General features: G+C 48.6%; 15 protein-coding genes. 4 read left to right on the forward strand and 11 right to left on the reverse strand.

The features are described 5' to 3' along the window. Positions 1-4 precede the first annotated feature (4 nt). The 11 genes from Q1Q15_RS14070 to Q1Q15_RS14120 form a co-directional block, all read right to left on the reverse strand. Positions 5-760 carry a hypothetical protein gene (locus Q1Q15_RS14070; protein ID WP_300461074.1) on the reverse strand — a complete coding sequence of 252 codons (756 nt, stop codon included), beginning with the start codon at positions 758-760 and terminating at the stop codon, positions 5-7. A 51-nt stretch (positions 761-811) separates the two neighbouring features. Further along, a complete protein-coding gene (locus Q1Q15_RS14075) occupies positions 812-1267 on the reverse strand; it encodes a hypothetical protein (RefSeq protein ID WP_300461076.1) in 456 nt (151 codons plus the stop codon). Between the two features lie 114 nt (positions 1268-1381). Next, positions 1382-6535, reverse strand: coding sequence for a hypothetical protein (locus Q1Q15_RS14080; RefSeq protein WP_300461079.1), 5154 nt, complete (start codon positions 6533-6535; stop codon positions 1382-1384). A 328-nt stretch (positions 6536-6863) separates the two neighbouring features. Next, the gene (locus Q1Q15_RS14085) at positions 6864-7835 is read right to left on the reverse strand and encodes a tetratricopeptide repeat protein (protein ID WP_300461081.1); all 972 of its coding nucleotides are present in this window, start codon (positions 7833-7835) and stop codon (positions 6864-6866) included. Continuing rightward, complete coding sequence (yidD, locus tag Q1Q15_RS14090; RefSeq protein ID WP_300461084.1) at positions 7832-8197, reverse strand: membrane protein insertion efficiency factor YidD; 366 nt, start codon at positions 8195-8197, stop codon at positions 7832-7834. The genes Q1Q15_RS14085 and yidD overlap by 4 nt, the downstream gene beginning before the upstream one ends. Next, complete coding sequence (gene gspE / locus Q1Q15_RS14095; protein WP_300461086.1) at positions 8181-9893, reverse strand: type II secretion system ATPase GspE; 1713 nt, start codon at positions 9891-9893, stop codon at positions 8181-8183. Before gspE ends, yidD begins: the two co-directional genes overlap by 17 nt. Before the next feature lie 15 nt (positions 9894-9908). Continuing rightward, positions 9909-11834 carry a type II secretion system secretin GspD gene (gspD, locus tag Q1Q15_RS14100; protein WP_300461089.1) on the reverse strand — a complete coding sequence of 642 codons (1926 nt, stop codon included), beginning with the start codon at positions 11832-11834 and terminating at the stop codon, positions 9909-9911. 13 nt (positions 11835-11847) lie between these two features. Further along, positions 11848-12744 carry a type II secretion system protein N gene (locus tag Q1Q15_RS14105; RefSeq protein WP_300461091.1) on the reverse strand — a complete coding sequence of 299 codons (897 nt, stop codon included), beginning with the start codon at positions 12742-12744 and terminating at the stop codon, positions 11848-11850. Continuing rightward, positions 12741-13613 carry a type II secretion system protein GspN gene (gene gspN, locus Q1Q15_RS14110; protein WP_300461094.1) on the reverse strand — a complete coding sequence of 291 codons (873 nt, stop codon included), beginning with the start codon at positions 13611-13613 and terminating at the stop codon, positions 12741-12743. The genes Q1Q15_RS14105 and gspN overlap by 4 nt, the downstream gene beginning before the upstream one ends. A 17-nt stretch (positions 13614-13630) precedes the next feature. Beyond that, entirely contained in the window at positions 13631-14158 is a 528-nt protein-coding gene (locus Q1Q15_RS14115; RefSeq protein WP_300461096.1) for a hypothetical protein, read from the reverse strand. Positions 14159-14185: 27 nt separating this feature from the next. Further along, a complete protein-coding gene (locus tag Q1Q15_RS14120; RefSeq protein WP_300461098.1) occupies positions 14186-15646 on the reverse strand; it encodes a GspL/Epsl periplasmic domain-containing protein in 1461 nt (486 codons plus the stop codon). Positions 15647-15821: 175 nt separating this feature from the next. On the opposite strand from Q1Q15_RS14120, the gene Q1Q15_RS14125 reads away from it, so the two are divergent. The 4 genes from Q1Q15_RS14125 to Q1Q15_RS14140 are packed head-to-tail and all read left to right on the forward strand — an operon-like array spanning position 15822 to position 19605. Continuing rightward, positions 15822-16832, forward strand: coding sequence for an extracellular solute-binding protein (locus Q1Q15_RS14125; RefSeq protein WP_300461101.1), 1011 nt, complete (start codon positions 15822-15824; stop codon positions 16830-16832). After that, a complete protein-coding gene (locus tag Q1Q15_RS14130) occupies positions 16833-18398 on the forward strand; it encodes an iron ABC transporter permease (protein WP_300461104.1) in 1566 nt (521 codons plus the stop codon). Beyond that, positions 18395-19111: an ATP-binding cassette domain-containing protein gene (locus tag Q1Q15_RS14135; protein ID WP_300461106.1), complete on the forward strand. Its 717-nt coding sequence runs from the start codon at positions 18395-18397 to the stop codon at positions 19109-19111. The genes Q1Q15_RS14130 and Q1Q15_RS14135 overlap by 4 nt, the downstream gene beginning before the upstream one ends. Then, positions 19108-19605 (forward strand): chromate resistance protein ChrB domain-containing protein, encoded by a 498-nt coding sequence (locus tag Q1Q15_RS14140; RefSeq protein ID WP_300461108.1) that lies wholly within the window; start codon positions 19108-19110, stop codon positions 19603-19605. Before Q1Q15_RS14135 ends, Q1Q15_RS14140 begins: the two co-directional genes overlap by 4 nt. Positions 19606-19624 lie beyond the last annotated feature (19 nt).

The following is a 19624-nucleotide window of genomic DNA, read 5'->3' on the forward strand; positions in this document are numbered from 1 at the left end:
TTCCTCAATCTTGTTGTTGTTTATCCAGGGTTGCTTTGCTCTGGTTAAAATGTTCCACTCGATGCAGGTTTTCCAATAGGTTGATATGATGTTTCTGCAGCGCGTCAAATGCTTGATATTTATCGAGCAAAGCCATAGACAGGACATTATTTTTCGTTTCATCCGGTTCATTGTTGAGTTGTTGTTTGAGCACCTGGATCGCTTCCCAGGCATCGGTCTCTTTTTGTTCAAATTCAAGTGCGGTTGGCACAAGCGAATCATACTCAACGGTGCGAACATATTCCCCGGGATTCAGGATGTCGGTGCTGTCCTTTTCATATCTTGTTTCCCTTTTTACAGCCGCCTCAGTCTCAGGAACACTGCTCTCAATGACCACATTCATGGGACCGGAAAAATTACCCTTGGGGTAGATTTTAACCGCGGTCACCCGGGTGATGCCCTGTTCCTCGTGATAGACCATGGCCACGCTGAACCCTTTCAAAATCCGGTTTAATGCTCTTTCCAGCGGAAGGTTGTTTACGTGGGCGCTGACATTTCCCGGGTCAAATCCCTGGGCGATAAAAATAACCACCTGGGTTGCTTTTGCAATCTCTTCCAGCAGGGGAATGAGCGGTTCATTTTCGGCAAAAAGGGTCAGCCGGTCATTTGAGAAGGCAATCCTGCCGGCTGCACTGCACATCAGCGCGCCTGAAAAAAGGATGCCAGCAACGATCAGAGCAGAAAAAACGGCTCTGAACTGAATTCGAAATAAAAGGGTCATATAGATATAACTCATCCAACTATAAAAATAATGTCGTTCTAATCGTAAAAATTACACGAATGTTGATGGGACAAACACATGTTCAGGAGGGGGGAGATCCGGTGGGAATGGATCGATTTTATAAACGTTTTTTTTATTGAACATCAGAACAAAAAAATCCGGATAGGCACTGAACATCAGCCGCATTCCGGGTACGGGAAAATCCGGAACGATTTCCGTTAAACTCACAGCTGATTTTTTATGGGTTTCATGGCGTTTTAATTGACCGGTGGCAATCTTCAATTCCTTGAAAATGGATTGCATGGACCGGTCCAGGTCTTTTGGGGATGATACCTGAAACACGTGTTTCTTGACCATGATGGCGGAAACAATCAGCCGTGTCAGGTCCGAGCGACCATTCATGGACAGATACCATGTACCGGTCACCGGCAGGTAGGCAACACTAAAACAGACCAGCATTGCTGCGGCGATCATGTGTTTTTTATTCAATATCAATGATTCTGCCATCCCGATATTCTTTGTTCAGTCAATGGATCATGAATATCCTTATATTTAGCATGCGGCCCTGTTTTAATGCAATGGAAAAAACAGGGCCGCACATTTTTTGTCCAGACAAATTCCTTATTTCTGGGTGTTATGCAAAATCGGTATCGCATCTTCCAGGTTCAATTGTTTATCCTTGTTGACATCTGCTTCCATGGACAAAATAGCAGGGGTGCCCCCCGAGATCACGCCCAGGACCTTTAAGGCATCTTCCAGGTCGAGCACGGGGGGACCTGCCATGGTCGTAAAATGGTTCTGTCGGGCAAAAAACAATTCATTGACTGAAACATTGTCAAGATCTGTTGTGCGGGGATCCGTACCATAGGCATAAATTCGGTACCCGTAAATTTCACCGGGTTTAAGGATGTTGACAGGAACAATATAACTGCTGGCATCCAGGATACCGGATTGATGGATTATCTGATTCCAGTGCTGATAGATTCTCACCCGATAAAAATAGGGTCCCCCTGCAGGGTCGGTCCAGTCTATCACCGGTCTGTCCGAAGAGACTACAGCACCATTGGCCGGAATCATATACGAGACAAGGGGAACCGGTTGTTTGACAAGGGTATCGGTTGCCGTGGCCGTATTGCCGTCCTCATCCTCAACCGTAAAGGTATACAGGCCTTCCGGTACATCCCCATAGGCCCCATATCTCAGTTCATTCCAGTACTCTGCGGTATGGTCGTCGCCGGGGGAGTCATAATTGAGCTGCAGGGTGCCAATAATGCCTGGGCCCTGCACAGTCACGGATTTGATATTACCCGGCACCCCATCCGCGTCCGTCACCTTTACGGAAAATTGAATCCAATGGGAGGGGTCCCCTGTAACCGGGTGCTGAAGATAGGTGACAGCAGCGCCAAAATGATCCGTGTCAATCCCGGGCTGATGTGACCCTGAAGTTACAGCGGGTTCTGTCTTGAAATTAACGGCCCGATAACCGCTCCAGGGAGAAGAGGATCCATTATCGGTATTTTGATCCCAGAACCGGTCCCGGGTGGTGACACGAAACCCGTAGAGCTCGCCCTTTTTAAGGAATCCTGGTGCCAGGGAATACTGGCTTTGGGTGGTCACAAAATACAGAATACCGTCATGGTGTTTATTATAAATCTCCAGACGGTAAAAGGCAGGGTCTGTTTCATCCGCTGCCGTGACATCTGCCCAGTCAAACTCGGCACCAGTACCATTTACCACAACACTTAGCGAGGATTCGGCCGGGTAACCCATGGGGTTCACGGTCAAATCTTCTGTTGTGGAATTTTGATTTCCGTCTTTATCCACCACCACAAAGGTATACGTTCCGTTTTGCGGTGCTACATGGGCATCGTTTGAATAAATGGCACAGATGTCTGATTCATTGTATTCATAATACAGGTCTGTTTGCGTTGTTCCATCCGAATGTGTGACCTTGACACTTTGGATATTGCCCGGCGCACCCTGGGCATCATATACCCGGATCCAGAAACTGGTCAGGGTGCCAATGTAATCGTTAGACCAGGTAGCAACCCCGTTAGTCTCAGCTTCAATATACGGTTTATCTGTCCTGGTGGTGGTGGTAAACTTGGGATAGTTATTTGAGGCATCCCTGGGGGGAAACGCTATATTTTCATCTGTATCAAACCCTCGATGACCATCCCGGGCTTCCAACCGGTACTGGTAGATTGTTCCTGGATTCAACACACCTGGCGGCACTGTGTAAGTGGTCACATTGTTCACATTCCCTTTCCATATGGTGCTGGTCCTGTTTTCATCATATATCCGGACCCGATATTTATCAGCCCCAGACACGGCATTCCAGGTAAAAGTCGGTGTGGTGCCGCTAACAACGCAGGTCAGCCCAATCTCCTGGGGTGGGGTAATATTGGTCCCTTCCAACATATCAGTGACCGATCCTTCACTCCCATCCGGATCAACGGCAAAAAACCTGACCCCGGCAAAATTTGACGGCAGCATGCCGGAATCTATCCATCCGGTATAATACCCCAGGGTGCCATTTTCAGGATAATCAAAGCTCAAATCAAGCTGGTCCTCACCGATCAGGGTGCCGTTCTCGTCCACAGGTCTTGCCACTACATGGTGAGAACTGCCATTATATGCCACCCCGTCATGGTCAATGACCTTGACCGACATATCAATACCCGGTGTCGATCCGACATGGGACCATTTTACAGCCCCCCACCCGTCAAGATCCACTGCCGGAACCGCATCATGGGTTAAGGCAGCGTCCATGGTAAAGGGTACCCATTGCGTATGGGACCGGTTGTCCACCTGTATCCAGTCCGAGTGGTCCACGGCCCGGATGCGGTATTGATATTGTTTGCCGGGTTGCAGTTCAGGAAGGGCACAGGCGGTCAGGTCATAGTTTCGTCCTGTCTGGAAGAAAAACTCAGTGTCCATGCCATTTACCTCAAGGCGATAGGCAATACGGGTTCCCGATGCACTGACCGGATCCCAGGTGACAATCGGGGTTTTTGAACCGGTATTGATTTTGACGCTGTTGACATCCACAATGGGGATGGTGATCAAATCTTTTTGGGTATCACTTTTAACTCCGATGGAGCCGTCTTTGCCGGTGACCGTGAACGTATACTCGCCAATCAGGGGAGAGCCCTGTTCTTCTCCCCAAAATTCATTATACGTAGGATCATATTGCAGGATGCCGTCAGGATATACCTGCCGGACCGTTCCGTTGGGATCGGTAAGGGTGATGGTGTCGATATCCCAGGGAACATTTCCGGTAAATCCACTGTCAATCCCCACCGAATAGAACGTCCGCATAGTGGCGTTCCCCGAGTGAACGCTTTTCAGTTCTACATAATTGATGGGTAAATCGGCGACCAGCTCCAGATCGACATTGAGACCGGAGACATTGCCGGTGACCGGGAAGTTTATTTTTCCGCGATAATCACCGGAATTCAGTATGCCGTTGCCATCAATATCCAAAAATGCATAAAGATACAGATCTGCTGAGGAATACGGGACATCTGCCAGGGTAAAGCCGGTGGTGTTCTCAACATAGGCGCCCAGATCGGCCTCGTCACCACTGGACAAAAAGTCATTGTCGGACAGATAAAGGTAGATCTTCTCTCCTGCATACCCACCGGGAACGGCTATAGTTCCCGAAACCGTGTAAACCGGTGCAAGTTTGGTGTTGTTCTCCACCCAGTCGCCGTCATTTATATCTGATGACCAGGTGCCATAGGTGATCCAGCTGCCGCCAAAGGTCTCCAGGGCTTCACCAAGGAGCGCCAGCGGCACTTTCCATTCAAGATAAGACCCTTCCGCAGAAATAAAATTGTCATCCAGGATCCCAAGATGCTGGTAATTCCCATCCCCATCCGTCTGGCTGACATAGACATTCCATTGGTCAGGTCCCGGATTATAAAAGGCATTGAAGCGCAGGGTATTTCTACCCCAGTCCTCCTGGTCTTTCCTGAATTCAAACTGGTAATTCACTGGGGAAATTCCCTGGGGTAACTGGGTAATCGGGCTGGCTGACAATTCCATTGCCACATACAAATGCTGACCCTCTGTATCCGTTGCCAGATAGGTGTTGACAATATTCATTCCCTGAACCTCAGCCCAGCCCGGGAAAAAATCATCCGTTGGATCTGTATTGACCAGAAATTCTGCCGGCCAGGCTGATGGTAGACCCTCAATCACAGTCGTGGAGGCTTTTGGAATCGTGAACACCCTGTACGGCGGATCAAGCTCCAGCTCTTCTGTCACTTTTACGTTGGTGACATAGTCCGGAAAAAGACCATTAAACACCGGTGTGGGAAAGGTGCCGGACAGGGGTTCGCCGAACGTATCAAACTGGGGCAGAAAATTTCGGATATCCAGCGGGGATTTACCGGTATTTCCGAATACGGCATTTAAATCAAACCTGTCCGTATCGAACCTATAGTGAGACATTCTCTCGGCGGTAAATGTGCCGCCTGCTGTTTGAACATATCCTGTTCCGTCATCGTCCAGGAGCGCATAGCTGCCGCTGATGCTCAGGCCGTCAGGGGCCAGGGTACCTGTCAATTCTATGCGTTTGTTTCCCCAATAGCGTAATATCATATTGACATTCGTGCCGGTAATTTTCCAATAGGGAACCCATCCCCGGATGTCAAACCCATCAATGGAAGCCCAGAAATCAGATTCATCCCGGCCCATGGACCCATTCCCGAACAGATCGCCCTCCAGAAGTACCCGAAGGGTATCCCCACTGTTATCACCGCTATTGAAAGTGACGTCCCAGGTTTCATTAAAATCCTGGGCCGTGACCGGTCGATTGCCCGCCAGAGAATCCAGCAGTTCGGCAAAAATAGTTAACACATTCTCAAATTCCTGCTCATCCCCTTCAGATTCAAGGGCAAACAGGTCATTGTCCTGATTTTCATGGTTGTCCAGTTCCTGTTTCAACGACAGGTAAGCGTCATTCAGGCTTACGGATGAGGCTTGAAGCGCTGTTTTTGCAGTGGCCAGAAGGGCTGCCCCGTTGTCGGCAAGATGTAAAAAGCCAGGGTATTTTTCAAGCAGTTCTGTCATCATATCCGGGTGAAGGTCCATCATGCCTGCGTTGGCAAGGGCCATAAGTTCCCGGATATCCGCGGCATTTAAGTCATAGGCGGTGACAATCAACACCGCCGTTTTTACGGCATTGAGGATTGCTTTGGCAAGCAGGACATCTGTGTAATCCACTTCCGTGGCCATCAGTTCATCCGTTTCCTGTGCTGTCAACACGACATTGATCGTGGCATCAACCGCATCAAGGTCTGCCAGGGCCAGATCAATAACCCCCACCAGCCCCTGGCTCAGGACCGTTCTCACATGATCCCCGTTGGGCATGGTTTCCGGCGGGTTATAGTCACCGGCCAGCTCCGGTGCCTCACCAAAGGGTGAATCGTCATCAAGGAATGTATCCAGTTGAATCGGTATTCCCATGGCCTGAACCAGGTCTGCGATTGTTGAAAAGCTGTTATCCTCACTTGTTGTCAGGACAAAGGAAGCCAATCGGGTAACCCCCCGAAACACATGCGCCACTGGATCGGAGCCATCGGCATCCACCGCGGCTTCAAATTTCTCATCCGCATTAAGAATGCCCTGGTAAGTCGGGTTCCCGTCGTTAAACAACAGCTGTCTTCCCTGTTCCACAAGGGCTTCTGATTGTGGAGAAGCCAATGCCAACGCCGGTAAAAGAGCCATAAAAAAGATGATCAATGAACACTTAACTTTACGATACATTCCCCCTCCTAATTCACAATTTCATATGTGCCAGACAAAGCCTGACCCCATCCATTAAAACAAAAGATTCAAACTTGAGCTAAAAACACGCATGCCGTATTTAATACAGCAAATTTCATACCATAACCAAGGACAATGAGCAAACAAAGAAAAGAGGATATTTTGTTGATTTGCCTTTCCCAATCAATCTCATTTATCCGACAATTTTTGTTTGGCGTTTGACAAAAAGGGGCCGACTGCATTGCCAGTCATGGTTTAACGATGGCGCTGTATCCGGAGAAACATCTCTTTACGCTGTCATTCTGGATCTTTCCTGATTTTTATGGTTTTAAAAATCATATTTAAACATGAGGGCCACCCCATTGTTCACAAAACCGGGCTGGAATGACACGGCATCATGGTTGACACGATAGTCCTGTTTTAATCGATCAATAAACCCCTTTTTCTGCCCTTTATTGAATTTATGCGCACTGGCCACTGATCCATAAACATTCCCCGCATAAAACCCGGCTTCAACAAAAGAGATGACCCCCCCTAAAAATTCATTATCATTTTCAAATGATTGATAGGCCGCAAACATGAGGGATGTGTTTAACAGGAAGGACACCAGGGCATCCCGATATCTTTCACAATAAAAAAACCCGCCCCCGGGAATGAGAGACAATCCCCCGGCCACGGCCGGACGTTTCTGCTTTAATTGGTCAATGGTGTTCAGCGATGTCATCGTGTCGGCCATCCGGTATTTTTTTTCGCCTTCCGGACTGATCATGGAAAAATATTTTTTTGCTTCCCGGACCGGATATACGGCATAATCGCTTCGGGATTTCAAGTCATCCGCATTGTCCAGGAGCAACCATCCGATGATAAAACAGGCCCTGTCACGGACCTCACCATTACGGGACAGTGTGATTAAATTTCTGAGAACCGATACGGCCAGGCCGGGGTTGTCCATGGCCATGTGTACTTCACTGAGTTTGAACATGGCATCGGTTGCCAATCCAGCATCAGAAAAACGGGCCGCCATTCGTTGGAGATGCCGCCGGGCATCTTCAAGCTGGCCGGCATAAAAGAAAGCAACCCCCGTGTTATACCGGGCCATGGCCACTCGTTCATGACGGGGGAACAAGTGAACGAACCGGATATACTCATGGGCGGCAGCAGAAAACTCTTTTTCTTCAAACAAGGTCTGGGCCAGTTGATATTGCCGCTGGGCATCCACGATCACCACGTCTGCTGGAAACCCGTTCACCGGAACGACCAACAGCAGTCCAAGAAGTATCCCCCCCAACGCCCGGTTCATTTGTCTGACCACCAGAAATCATTGTTTTCAACGGGATCAAATGTATATTTTTTCCCCTTTATCCAGACCTGGGAAGCGGTTTTTACTTCATCCCTGCCACACCGGACCCATCGGTCAAGCCCCATTATCCAGCCGATCAACAGACCATGTTTTTGGATGCAGCGGTTGGCATATGTTGAACAGGACGGCGCCATGGGGCATCTGTGGCCGTCCACCGGCGAGATATAGTCCTGATACAACCGAATAAGGCCCGGAAAAGGTGCGGATACGTCTGTTTCCCCGGCACGGACCGGTGATGCAAAGATCAGCCCGACAACAAGAACGGTCCAAACAACAGAAAACCGGTTACACCTGGGTAACACGTAACACCTCCTCAATGGTTGTGGTGCCTTGAAATATTTTTTCAATGCCATCTTGGCGCAGGGTTGTCATCTTCTGCTCAACTGCAAGGTCCCTCATTTCGGTTGAATCAGAGGACTGTAAAATAAGGGCTTTATGACGGTGGTCCAGAACAAGGATCTCAAATATCGGCATCCGTCCCTTATACCCGGTATAAAAACACTTGCTGCACCCCTTTGCCTGGAAAATCTGCCGTTGCTCCCCGGCATCCGCCGCAAGGCCGATGCTTTTCAGGGCCAGGGCATCCGGTATATAACGCGCCTTGCAGTCATTGCACAACACCCGTATCAACCGCTGGGCAATCACGGCCCGCACAGCCGAGGTAATCAGAAACGGTTCTATCCCCATATCCACCAGACGGGTAATGGCGCTGGCCGCGTCATTGGTATGGAGGGTTGACAATACCAGGTGGCCGGTGAGGGCCGACTGTACGGCAATGGAAGCGGTCTCATGGTCCCGGATCTCTCCGATGAGGATAACATCCGGGTCCTGCCTGACAATGGATCTGAGGCTTTTGGCAAAGGTCAGGCCTATTTTGGGATTTACCTGGATCTGGTTGATCCCTTCCAGTTTATATTCAACCGGATCTTCCACGGTAATGATATTAATATCCGGTTGGTTGATTTCCGACAGCATGGCATACAGCGTGGTTGTTTTTCCGCTGCCGGTGGGACCGGTCATCAGGATAATCCCATTGGGCAGCGAGGAAAGCTGGCGGATCAGCCCCAGCCGGCCAGGGTCAATCCCAAACTCCGACAGGGTCAGCAGGGAACTGGATTTGTCCAGCAGCCGCATGACAATCCGTTCACCAAGGGTGGTGGGAATGGTTGAAATCCTGATATCAACATTTTTATTGCCGATACGCACTTCAATGCGGCTGTCCTGGGGGAGCCGTTTTTCAGCAATATCCATATCGGCCATGACTTTAATCCGGGTCACCAGGGAGGCCTGGATCCATTTGGGCGGTTCCAGCAAATCGTAAAGGATGCCGTCAACCCTGTACCGGACCTTTAAACTGTCCTGGCCGGGTTCAATGTGGATATCACTTGCTTTTGCTTTTACTGACTGGGAAATCATGTGATTCACCAGTTTGATGATGGGAGCGTCACTGGTATCATCAAGGAGATCCGAGGTCTGTTGGATCTCACTCATGATACCGTCATCATCTTCCATATCATCCACTATTTTCTGGGCACTGTCACTCTTCTGATCATAAAAATTATTAATGGTGGACAAAATCTCGCCCCGGGTGGACAGCACCAGTTGATATTTTTTAATTTTCAGCAGGATCACTAGATCATCCACCGCCTGCAGGGCGCTGGGGTCATTGACCGCAATGACAGATGTCGGAACCGCCAATGTGCTGTCTTGTTCTTTTTTGACCAGGGGAACCATGTAATAATTTTTTAAAAAATGGATGGGGATGAGGTTGGTAAAGTCAGAACGGATATCCGTAACTGCCAGGTGCGCCTGGAAAGGAATGCCATACAACGCTTCAAACGCCTTGAGAATTAATTTTTCCGTGACAATCTTTTTGCGTATCAGCGCATCCTTCAGGGACTCCCCCTGCTTTTCGGCAGACTCCCGGGCTGCTGTCACCATATCTGCTGATATGCCGAACCGATTTTGCAGGATGCTGGAAAGCGTTTCGATTTTCATGTCCCCTTCCTGCTGCTATTTTTTTTCACGGTCTTTGTATAATTTAATGGTGTGCTCCTTGATGTCTAAAATCTCGCTGTGTTTTCGCTGATAAATTTTGTCTGCCTCGGCGGGATTTTCAATAATATGGGGGGTCAAAAAGATATACAGGTTTGTCTTCACCCCGCTCCGGCTGGTGGATTTAAAAAGGTTTCCCATCAAGGGGATATCCCCCAGACAGGGCACCTGGTAATCCGTTGAATTTAAGTCTTCCCCGATCAATCCACCAATGACCACGGTGGCGGCATCTTTGACCACCACCGTGGTTTCGGCCGTCCGTTTCAAGGTGGTGGGCGTGTTTTCTCCGGTGGATGACACTTTTTCAACCTTTTGATAAATATTCAAGCGGACAAACCGCCCCTGGCTGATCTGGGGGGTTATTTTCAGGGTCACCCCCACATCTTTGTATTCAAAATTTTCATAGTTCTGGTCACCGGTGCCACTGGTTGTTTTATACGGGATATTCTCCCCCACCGTTATTTCGGCTTCCTCATTATCCGTGGTCATGATCTGGGGGGTGGCAATAATCTGTACTTTTTCATTCTTTTTCATGGCCCGGATGGCCGCTCCCAGATTTGGAAATGTAATCCCGCCGATGGTGATGGCTTCGGCCATGATGCCCATGGCAAACCCGCCGGGAAGACTCAGCGAACCCGTACCGGAGTCAAGCGTCGGCAGAACGGCAGCATCCGAGGTAAATCCCCCATAGGCACCGGCAGGTTGTCCATCAATGGTACCGGCAGAGGTTGCCGCCGTCCATTCAACCCCCAGTGAGAAGTCCTCGGTATCCCGGACTTCCATGACCAAGGCTTCAATATACACCATGGGCCGGGGGATATCGAGTTTTTTGATAACGGTTTCCAAAACCTGGTAATCATCCTTTTCAGCCATGATAATCAGGCTGTTGGTGGCTTTATCCGCCGTGATTTTCACTTTATCAGACACCACCGGGGCAATTTGTTTGCCTTTTTCCGTTGTGGTAACTTTGCCGGACAAAGACTGGATAACCGTTGCCAGCTCTTCTGCCTTGGCATTTTCAAGATAATAGACCCGGATTTTTGCATCGCTTTTCGGCACCTGCTGATCCATAATGGCGACCAGGTCTTTGACCTTGGCCGTATCAAACTCGTTGGCCAGGAGAATAATGGTATTGGTCCTCTCATCTGCCACAAACTTTGTCAACTCATCCTGGGATATATTTTTCCCTTTTGCCAGTCTTGCCTGGAACAGCGTACTCAGGGTTTTCACAAGCTTAACCGCATCTGCATATTCCACGGGTATGACCGATATCTGGCGGCCGACATCCTTTACATCAATGGCGGTAATGATTTTAATCAATCGGTTGATGTTTGAATACACATCCGTGATAATCAGGGTATTGGTCGGCGTGTAGGACAACACCACACTGCCCTTGGACACAAGGGGTAAAAACAGTTTTTTAATTTCATTGGTATCGGCATATGTCAGCGGAATCAATTGGGTCACAATTTTATCCTCCGACACCCCGGGACCCATTTTGAGCCTGGTTTCCACATTTTTTGAATTGGCCAGGGGGCCGGGAATAATTTTGGATATTTCTCCGGCCCTTACCGCCGTAAACCCATGAACTTCAAGCACCGATTCAAACACTTTATAGGCTTCTTCTATGGTAATCTTGCCCGGAGAAATAATATTCACATTCCCTTTGACCCGGCTGTCAATAATAAAATTTTCATTGGTCAATTCACTGATAAATTTTATAAACACCCGTATATCCACATCATTAAAATCAATGGACACATATTTCTGCTGAACGATGTCTGGTTTGTTCTCTTCAGCAGAGATTGAACTTAAATGAATCAATATCCAGCAGATCGCCAAAATGACAACCAAGGGTGTGTTCTTCGTGTGTACCGTTTTCATAATCCCGCATACCTTACTCAATTGAATATCTTATTTTTCCTGCCAGACCATTGCGTTTTATATCAACATCCGTGGCAACACTTCCCTCTAATTGCTTGAATCCAGTATAAAACGTGGTAACATCATTGATAGATTTCATGGCTTCCCCGTTGACCCCTGCCACAATATCGCCATTTCTCAATCCCAGTTTTTCATAAAAAACCGAATTTTTTCGGATACCGGTTATCCGAAAGCCATCCATTTTACCTTTATAAAAATGGGGCCGGACCCTGACCTGTCGCCTCAAATTTTTTAAATCATCATTCAATGTATTGATATCAGCCCATTTTAGCTTGACCTCATCAACGAATCCGTCTGCACTGGCCTGGGCCGGGACTGAGGCGATCTGACCCAGCCTTTTTTTATCAGTTTTTTTGTCGGCGGTATCTTTTTTCATGAGCAGGGTTTCTTCTTTGCCATCCACCAGCAGGATAACCCGTTCTCTGAATATCGCCTTTATCACAGCCCGATCAACCGTATCCCCTATTGCATAGAGCATCTCATTTTTTTCACCCGTTTTCTTGATAACGGCAAATGGCTCTGATGCAGTACCGGTGATGGTCCCTTTCAGGTCAAGTTTCAAAGCGGTCAGCTGCATTTTCGGGGCCGGCGGGGGGACCGGTTTGACAGCGGATTTCTTTTCAGGTGCGTCGTTTGTTTCTGTTTCAAACAAATCCCGCCGGGCAATGCCCTGATAATAGGCTTTGTCCTGATAACTTTTCTTTTCAACCGGTTGTTGCTGCAGATAGGATGCCTTGGCATATTCATTGGTTTCAAATCCTGCTGTGAAATACGCATAAAGGCCGGAAATAAAAAAATCAATGATAAAAAAAATCAAGATCAAGTGCAGGACAGTAAACACGTTCTTCATTTTTCCCCCGGGTCCATGGCAATTGTCGGTTGTTCAATCGTTCCGCCAATCCGCAGGTGAAGGATGGCGTTATCCACATCTGTTTTAGATACGTCAACCGGCACGGAATCCCCGGCATCCATAAAAAACAAGGGGTGCAGCACGACCCTGGCGGTAAGGTTTAACCGGCTGTTTTGAAATATCTCAGCCACACGGATGTCACCGGATGAATGCAGATCCAGTTGCCGGCCTGTGACACTGAAGTCATCTATCCGGATGGTTTGATCCCGGGGCATGGAAAATTTCAGGGTACCGGAAGAGAAAGAATAGGTTTCAATGGAGAACAGCGGGTCCTGAAATTGTAACACGATATTTGAAACGATCATATCACCCTCATTTTTCAGGAGCTTACGGTGTTTAAAGCCTGTGGTCAGGGTGCCGTTCAATATCCCTGACAATGTGCTGTCTGACAAGAATTTACCCAGAGGAATTTTGTTTAATTTCAGATCTTTCAGCTCGGCTTTAACGCTTGCATCCCGGGGAGTTTCCCGTGATACGTGCATCACACCGGACAGGATACCATCAAAGACACGGGTTTTAAACGACCCTGTCACGGGGGTACCGAAAAGAGAGGTCACATCAACCGCAGACGTGAGCCGGTTCAGGGTGACAACGGGCGAACCGGCATAATACACGTTAACCTCATCTGCCGTTATGCCGGGGGGAAAGGACGGGTGAACCGTATCAATTTCCAGGGTGACATTCGACTGCAGCTGGGACAGCGTTTGCTCAAGATATCTGGCTGCCGTCTCACCGGGGAAACGGACATACAGGGAGAAAAGAATGCAGGCGGCAATAAACAGGGTATACCCCAAAAATTTAAGTTTCATTCAACATGCTTCTCTTTTCAGGTTTTTACGGTCTCTACATGCAGCACGGCACTGATGGATCGTTTGTTCGTCCCATCCATGGAGATCGCAAGCCGTTTGACAAAAACCACATTTTCAGACGTCTCCACAAGATAGAGGTAGGACATTAACTGGGACAATTTTATCCCCTTTAACTTCATTTCAACCAGGGATAATTCTATCTTTGACACCTTATCCAAAGTGGACGATGGTTTCATATAATCAATGTTCCCGTTAACACCTGCTTGAACCGCAAGCTTTTCAAGGAATGCAAACAAGGTAAAGGTCTTTTCTCTCTGGGAATAAATGATTTTTAAATTTTCATTCTTGTTTAATATACTCTCATATTCTGACTTTAAGCGGGTCACTTGTTCGAGCACCGCGGTCTTTGCTGTCAGTTGTCGCTCATACACGTGTTTTTTTTCTAAAAACGGGGATATGCCAAACTGATACAGGACAACGACAAGGATGAGACCGCCCGCAAAAAAAACAGCATACGTTTCCCTCCTGTTCATTCTTAAAGCCAAATTATACTATTCTCCTCACATTCAAATTTACAGGACAATTTTCAAATTAAACGTCACGCGTTTGTCCTTTTTATCCATTGAAGCCGAATGTATATCAACTTCTTTAAAAAGTGCAATATTTTTAAAATGATTTTTCATTTTATCAATGGTGTTAAATTGTGCCGCACTCCCGGTCACGATCAAATTATTCTCGGCCCGGACAAATCTTGAAAAAACAATATCAAGGGATGGGGGTAATGAGTTACTGATCTCATTTAACACATCAATACACAGCGGATAGCCATCAAACACCGCCAGATTTTTCTTTTCAGTTAATGCCGCCACTTTCAGCTGCATTTGATGCACCGGATCCACAATGGTCGTCACATCCGGAAAACAGGATTTAAAGACGCGAACAATCCGGGTGTCCAATTGTTCTATTTGTCTTTCCATCCGGTTCATCTGTACCATGGGGTTAAGGGTCCATGCCAGGAAAAGAAAAAAAGACAAGACCGCTGACACGAGTATGCTGGATTTATTTTCCTGATAAAATAAGGCAAGGTCTGATACCTGCCGGCTGAAATTAAATGTTTCAACACCCTTTATCTCATTAACGCCCATGGCAATGGCATTCCAAATGACATCGGGAGGGTCCTCGGAAACGGATTCAGGTATTGGCAGGCGCTGCGCCCCTATTAACATATCAAACACACGCACCGGCATTGCCAGTTCTTTTTCCGTCTCAGCCACCAGCGTCGGCAGAAAAGAAACCGTTCCGGATAGGACAATCTCTTTTAGTTCCAAAGGATTGGTGAACATTTCATTGACGGATAAGACCGTATGAATCAAATTTTTTGTTATTGACGGGACCGGATGATCCGCATCAAATGACACGGTCCTGGTAAAAACAAGCTCACCCCATCTCACCGCATAAACGGATGCCAGTAATGGCTCCACATGGGCAAAAAGACAAAAAGCATCCGGGTCTGCGGTCCCGGCATAAACGAGAGCGGACCCATAACCGCTCCCCGCTGTAATCACATCCGGATGAACACCGCACTCGGAAAAAATCGTCTTGAATTGTTCCAGATGACCGGTCTGTATGCTGGCAACCCCTGCCATGGTGGTTTCAAACGCGTCTTTTGAGTTTTTCGGCAGCAGACAAAAATCGGATATCACGTCTTCAACCGGCCAGGGAAGATACCGTTCCAGCTCAAGAGAAAGAATCTGACTGATTTTTTTTCTATTTTTAAATGGCAGATCCAGGGTCCTGAAAAAAAAACAAGACAAAGGAAGGCTGATAACACATCGATCATACCCCTGCCCCAGTTTCTCCAGCAGCGGGATGAGGGTCTTTTTCACTGCCTGAAAAGGGACGTCCGCTTCAGCCATTTCAACCATCGGGCTGCAAGCAGTTTCAACAATACGGATCCCCTTAAGCCCCTGGCTTAATATAGCCGATGAAATCTGATCCTGCTGAATATCAATTGTTAATACGCTAGTGCTCATATGCTTTTCCACAAAAGAGGCAAAAGAAAACAAGACAAATTTATATCCTCTCACGTGCTTTTATGCAAGCGATTCATTGCCCTGAAAAAATATCAAAAAAAAGTTGACTTTTATCGGCTACTCCTATCTTAATTACCTCAAGTTCTGGCGTTGACCATTTGACAGGAGGTTCATAATGACCCGTTTTATGCTATTTTTCCTGATGGTGCTTATCACTGCATATCCCGGCCAGGGGGTCTGCATGGCCCGGCAGGTGGTGGTTTACACCTCTGTTGACCAGGTTTTCAGTGAACCGATCCTGAAGGCCTTTGAAAAGAAAACCGGGATAACGGTCCGTTCCCTTTATGATGTGGAAGCCGCCAAAACCGTTGGCCTGGTCAATCGTCTGATGGCAGAAAAAAAACGGCCCAAGGCGGATGTCTTCTGGAATTCCGAAGTCACCCGGACCCTCCGGCTTAAGGAAGAAGGGGTGCTGACCCCCTATCAATCCCCCCAATGGCAGTCTTTCCCGGCACCGTTTAAAGACAGTGATTACTACTGGACAGGCTTCAGCGCCCGGGCCAGGGTGCTCATCTGGCACACGGGACTGCTCAAGGAGAGTGATTTACCCGAATCCATTTTTGAACTGACCCAACCGAAATGGCAAAAAAAGGTCGCCCTGGCCTACCCCCTTTTCGGTACGACCTCTATGCATGTGGCAGCCCTGTATTCGATCATCGGCCCGGAAAAAACAGAGGCGTATTTAAAAGGGCTGGCAGCAAATCAGGTGATTGTCGTCAATGGGAATTCCGTCACCCGTGACCTGGTGGTGGAAGGCAAAATCCCGATAGGGTTTACCGATACGGATGACGTCAATGTGGCCATCCTGAAGGGGGCGCCGGTCCGGATGTATTTTCCGGATAAAAAGGGTGTTGGTACGCTGCTCATCCCCAATACCGTTGCATTGATAAAGAACGGACCCAATCCGGAAACCGGAAAACAGCTCATCGACTACCTTCTGTCCCGGGAAACCGAGAGCCGGCTGGCCTTTAGCCAAGCCGCCCAGATGCCGGTGCGCACCGGGGTGAAAAAACCGGAAAATATGGTGGATTTTTCCCAGATACGGGCCATGGCAGTGGATTATCACAAAGCAGCCCAATATCTTGAAAGGGCTTCCAGATTCTGCCAGGAACTATTTGTCCGATAGATGGGAAAGACACCCCACCATCCGGTGAATACCAGACACCTCCTGTTGATCATCCTGCCCTTTGTCCTGTTCATCCTGTCACCCCTCTTGTTTCTACTGACAACAAGCGTTGTGGATGATACCGGGCAGTTGACCCTTGAGCATTTGAAGATACTGGCGGTCACGTCACGGCAACTGGGATTGATAAAAAACAGCCTGCTGCTGGCCGGTTCGACCAGCCTGGCCACTGTACTGATCGGGGTTCCCCTGGCCTTTTTCATCCATCGGACAGATATCTGGTGTAAGAAATGTCTCGCGGCTGTCTGCCTGGTCCCCCTGCTGCTCCCGCCTTATATCCAGGCCCTTTTGTGGACAGGTGTCTCTGTTCCCTACATACACACCCTGGCCGGGGGGGTCTTCATTTTTACCCTGTCCTTTTTCCCCTTTGTCACGATCATCACCGGGTCCGGACTTCAGGCCACCGAGGGTTTGGTCGAAGAAGCCGCCCTGATGGCCCGGGGGCGACTGGCAACCATCTGGAACGTCACCCTTCCCCTGGTCGCCCCCCATATCACGGCCGGTGCCATCATTGTATTTGTTTTCACGATTATCAATTTTGAAGTCCCGGACATCCTGAGGATAACGGTCTATCCAGTGGAAATATTCATCCACTTCAGCGCCTATTATGATGAAAAAACCGCCACCCTGCTGTCCCTCCCCCTGATAGGGCTGACCATGGCCCTGATCTGGTGGCAGATGATGGTTATGCGCAACAAGTCTTATATTGCCCTGGGTTTCTCCCGTACCGGTCAACCGATTTTTTCCCTGGGACGGTTGCGCATGCCTTGTTTTATCGGCCTGTTGAGTATGGTCACCCTCTGTGTTATCCTCCCCCTGGGGGTGCTGATCAAGGGAGCCGGCGGCATGGAAACCTATATCAAGGCGTTTCAAAGCAGCCGGGATCACATTTACTACAGTGTGGCGGTGGCCGGCGCAAGTGCCTTGATCATGACGGGATTTTCATTTATCGTCTCCTATTATCTGGTGAGAACCCGGGGATGGATCAGCACTGGGCTGGACTACCTGATCCAGTTATCCCTGGGGATTCCTTCCATTGTATTGGGAATCGGCATGATCCATGTATGGAACCGGGAATGGACTGATTCTGTCTATACATCCACGTGGATATTGATTTTTGCCTTTGTATCCGGATACAGCCCGTTTGTGGTCAAGGTTGTCTCGGCAAAGATCAGCCAGATTCATCCGGAATGGGAAGAAGTCGCTATTATGGGAACCGGCAGCCGCATCCGGACCCTCTTGGGGATTGTGCTGCCCCTGGCCACACCCGGACTGATGGCGGGGTTTTTCATCGGGTTTATCCTTTCCCTGTTTAACCTGGGAACAGCCCTGCTGGTGGTGCCGCCGGGCAAAGGGACATTGCCCATCAGCATCTACAATTTCATGCATTACGGGGCCATGGAAACCGTCTACGCCCAGAGCCTCATACTGATTGCCATCGCCGTTACCTGCGGGGGTATTCTTTACCTGGTATACCGGCTTGGATTTGGAGGAAAAATAAGGACATGATCGACATTACCCATCTATCCGTCATGACCGGTCATCAAACCGTGTTACAGGACATTACCCTGTCGGTGGAAAAAGGATCAGTGCTGGGCCTGTTAGGCCCTTCAGGGGCCGGAAAAACCACTCTGCTCAGAACGATTGCCGGACTGAACAGGCCCTGTTCCGGTGACATACGGCTATCCGGGCAGACCGTCACGAGTCCGCACCGACTGGTGCCGCCGCATCAGCGCAAAACAGCCATGGTTTTTCAATCCCTGGCTCTCTGGCCCCACATGACGGCCAGAAAACACCTGGAATTTGTTACGGGAAACCATCTGTTCAGCCATAAAACCAAGAGAAATGACCATATCCAGTCTCTTCTGGATATGATGCATCTGAACGGGTATCAAGACCGGTATCCGGCTGAACTGTCCGGCGGTGAACAGCAGCGCCTGGCCATTGCCCGGGCCCTGGCATCCCGTCCGGCATATTTATTAATGGACGAGCCGTTCAGCAGTCTGGATGATATATTAAAGCGTGAACTCCTGGACCTGACCCGGTCACTCAAACAAACCAGCGGCATGACCATTCTCTATGTGACCCATGATATTCAAGAAACCTTGTATCTTGCCGATAAAATTATCATCATGAAAAAGGGAAAAATTGTGCATCGAATCGACAACACAGCCGGGTTAACCAAAGAGACTCTCCTCAAACACCTGGGGGAACCGTCATGAAAAAAGCCCTGTTTGCCATGATGTTTCTTTTGGTTTACCCTGTGGGAAATGTCCGTCCGGAGACATACGTCACATGGGACGGATTAGAAGCGGATAAGCTGGCGTCCATCTGGCTCATACAACGGTTCATATCGCCGGATGCGAAAATACGCCTCTACCCGAAAGGACAGACCCCGGGTACCGGCATCCAGTTCGACACCCCCTATTCCCCGATCAGACGAAGATTCAACCAGTCCACATTTGAATCCCTTCTGGCACATTACCACCTGTCCGATCCGAAGCTCCACAGCATTGCCAGGCTGATCCATGATATTGAAATCAATGTATGGGAAAAAAAGGTATTCCAAAAAACCCGGGAAATGGAATTTTTTTTTATGGATCTCCTGAGCAGTTCCCTGGAGGACAAAACGATCATACAGAAGGCGGGTGACTATTTTGACCGGTTGTATCAGGCAGTGCCGGATACGATGATACAGCAACCGAAGACGAAATGATGACAAGGGTTTGCTCATC

The organism is Desulfobacula sp. (genome assembly GCF_030145145.1).
GTDB lineage: Bacteria > Desulfobacterota > Desulfobacteria > Desulfobacterales > Desulfobacteraceae > Desulfobacula.